The 3,525-nt window shown below is 43.7% G+C and carries 2 protein-coding genes and 1 pseudogene; all 3 read left to right on the forward strand.

The genetic code is table 11. The features are described from left to right. On the forward strand, positions 1-275 hold a 275-nt coding region (locus tag QTO00_RS16695; protein WP_331425792.1), incomplete at its 5' end, for an Lrp/AsnC family transcriptional regulator. A gap of 188 nt (positions 276-463) precedes the next feature. Further along, positions 464-1,456, forward strand: a complete 993-nt coding sequence (locus QTO00_RS16700) for a porin (RefSeq protein WP_331425793.1) — start codon at positions 464-466, stop codon at positions 1,454-1,456. A 266-nt stretch (positions 1,457-1,722) separates the two neighbouring features. After that, positions 1,723-3,353, forward strand: a pseudogene (locus tag QTO00_RS16705) (methyl-accepting chemotaxis protein). The last annotated feature ends 172 nt before the right edge of the window (positions 3,354-3,525 follow it).

A 3,525-nucleotide genomic window follows, 5' to 3' on the forward strand; every position in this document is an offset into this window, starting at 1 on the left:
ATACTCAGCTCGGGGTTGGTTTTATCGCTTATGTCTCAATCGGGCTTGCAAGCCACAGAAAGCAGGCGCAGCTCGAGTTTGAAGAGCATGTACGTTTTGTCGATGAGGTTGTCGAGTGCCACAATATTACCGGAGCGAATGAGTATTTGCTGCGTGTAGAGACTAAAGATCTGGTTAGCTACAAGAAGTTCCATGCTGACGTACTAGGGGAGTGTACCCATGTTCAGTCCATTTCCACCATGGTCGTCATGGACTCACCAAAAGATGAGCGTTGAGAACCATAAGCATGCTTATATTGCATTGGTATTAATTTAACTCACTGACTTTAATGTCATTTTATATATATTTAATCGACATTTAATCGTAATGGATTAGTAATCTAACCGTCATCCTGCGCATCTAATTTAACTTGCATCAACAGTTCGAGCACTGAAGCTCATTGTAAATGTAAAGGGTAAGTAAGATGAATAAAGCAGTGGCAGCGTTAGCCGTTTCGGCAGCACTTGTATCGGGTTCTTCTCTAGCGGCAACCGTTTATAAGGCTGACGGTACAGAGCTCAAAGTCGGTGGTCGTGTCGAGTTCCGTGGCGACTTTATCGGTACAAGTAAAGGCAAAGAAATCCAAGGGACAATGGAAGACAGCACTCGTGCTCGTCTAAACCTAAAAGGCAAATCACAGATTACTGATGGCATGTCTGCTTTTGGTGTGTACGAAGCTGAGCAAGATACTGGTAAAGATGAATTTGAAAACCGCTACATGTTTGCTGGCCTAGATTTCGATGGTCATGCAATCTCGTTTGGTCGTCAAGATATGGCGGCCGTGATCATCTCTGACCTAACCGATATTACCGAGTTCTCTGGTGTACAGCAGACGATCGACTCTGCAAGTGACAAAGAGGACAGTGTTATTGCATATCGCGGTGCGTTCGATGCATTTGCATTAGAAGCAACATACCAAGCGAATAGTGCTAAAGACACAGATGGTTTCGGTATCTCTGGTCTTTACTCTGCACCATTTGGCCTTGATATTGGTTTGGCATATTCTGGTGCTGACCTAGGTCAAGGTGCTGGTAGCCAAAACCAAATTCTTGGTGGTCTGGGTTACACGTTAGACGCTCTATACCTTGGCGCGACTTACTCAACTGGTGATTTAGATGATAAAGCAACGGGTAGTGATGATAAAGAGTTCAAAGCGCTTGAGCTTGCAGTGAAATACAGCTTCACTAAACAGTTCTCAGCAGCGGTACTTTATACAAATCAAGAGAACAAAGCTGCTGATGGAACCAAAGCAGACGCGACCGATGGTGTTGAAGTGGCGGGTTACTACAAGTTCAACTCTAACTTCCGTACCTACGTTTCGTACTACTCAAACGGTGTCGACACAACTACAGATGCAGATGGCTACAAGCTGACTGGTGAAGATACACTTCGCCTAGGTGTTCGTTACGACTTCTAATTACAGAATTGCCTGAAATTCTGTCCTTCCAGCCAAGCATCTGCTTAGCTTTTTTGGTTCGTATATAGAGTAAAGACGGCTAATTAAGAAATATGTAAAGTTATTAGGATTTATAAAACATGAATTACAGAATATGTTTTATTTTTTCAGGGGTTTACCAATTTAATATTCTAGACATGAATATGTTCGTACTCTAAAATCCCTGCTTTCGTTCCGGATTAACCCAGCGTCAAGGAAGAACTTAGCCACTTGATTGAGAAAGCAGAATGCAACTATCACTAAAAAATATGTCTATTCGAACGCAGGTACTCTTGCCCGTTCTATTTACTATGATTGCGTTGTTCATCGCATTGTGGATAACCAAATCAAAATTAGAAGCAGAGCAGGAGGTGATCAGTTCAAATACCCACTCACTCGTTTTCTATAAAGATACTCTAGCTAAAATTGATGACCAAGTTTACCCATTAAGAATTAGCGCAGTATACGCAATCTATGACAGCTCTCGTCGCCAAGTGTTTTTGAGTGAGTTAAAAAGTGGTTTGTCAAAAATTCAGCTTGATTTAGACATGATGGCGCGCCGCGACACGTTTAAAAACGAAGTCGCTTCTGTGCGAGATGCGATAGAGGATTATGTAGATTTCTCAAACAGGGCAGTAGAACTGTTCACCAAGCGTGACAATGGCGGGTTCGTTACTGAACAAGAGTATAATCGTTTCATTGGTAACTACCGTGAAGCGGGCATTCGCATGGTGGGATCAATAAACAGCTTGTCGGCTAAAGTGAACAATTATGCAAGCCAAGCAATGGATGAAAGTGAGAAGCATAATGCTATTGTTAAGGACATTGCCATGTATTCAGTGCTGACGGTTTTCGCTATTTCATTGGTTGTTGCTTAGATCTTATCAGGAATGATCGTTACACCTGTCTCTAAGCTTCAGCAGGTGATGCGGGAGTTAGCACAGGGTGACTTGTCCGTTCGCGCTGATGTTGACGGTGACAACGAAATCGCTACGCTAGGTAAAGATGTTAACCAAACCGCCGAACAGCTCCATGGTACAGTTTAGAGCTGAGTCGAATCAGTGAAGAGGTTGGCTCTGCATCCACTGAGCTAGCAGCAGTTATGACTCAGTCTCAAGCGAATGCACAGCAAGAACTTGCGGAAGTAGAGCAGGTCGCGTCAGCGGTGAATGAGCTATCAAGCACAGCGAACAACGTCAGCGAAAACGCACTAATGGCGGATTCAACGGCGCGTGAAGCCGATCAGCTTGCTAAATCTGGATTAGATATCTTTGAAGAGAGTAACCAAGCAAACTCGCAAATGGGCACTGCCCTAAACGAAGCTGCGGCGGTCGTTCTTTCACTGAAAGAGCAGTCAGAGCAGATTAACGATGTAATTGAAGTGATTCGCGGTGTTTCCGAGCAGACTAACCTGCTTGCGCTTAATGCCGCAATTGAAGCCGCACGTGCTGGTGAATCTGGCCGTGGATTTGCCGTGGTCGCAGACGAGGTTCGTATGCTGGCAGCGAGAACACAAGACTCTACTGGTGAAATTCAGGCGATCATTGAAGAGTTACAGAGTCAATCTGTTCTGGCTAATGACAGTATGCAAGTTAGTTTAGATATGCTGGCGAAAAACAGCGAGCTTTCATCTCAAGCAAACAGTGCTTTGCAGGGGATCACTGAATCAGTCATCAGTATTAATGAAGCGAATACCCAAGTGGCGACCGCTGCAGAACAGCAGTCGCAGGTGACGCAAGATATCAACCGCAATGTAGTTAACATCTCTGAACTGGTTAATCAGAACGTATCAGGCATCTGTCAAAGCGCGAGTGCTAGTTTAGAGCTGTCTAAATTGGCAGAAAAGCAGAAGGCACAGCTTTCGTTCTTTAAACTCTAATCAAGAGTGAAATCCATAGAAAAGCAGTCTGTTTAGGCTGCTTTTTTAGTATTTACGAAAAATAAATAGAAATTCTCGCAGTGAAATTTGTCAAGAAATGAGAGGTGCGCTGCTCATCTGGATAAACAAATTGTCTAATCGACCATATGTTGGACAGTAATAACAGGTAAAG

Source organism: Vibrio sp. M260118, assembly GCF_036533755.1.
GTDB lineage: Bacteria > Pseudomonadota > Gammaproteobacteria > Enterobacterales > Vibrionaceae > Vibrio.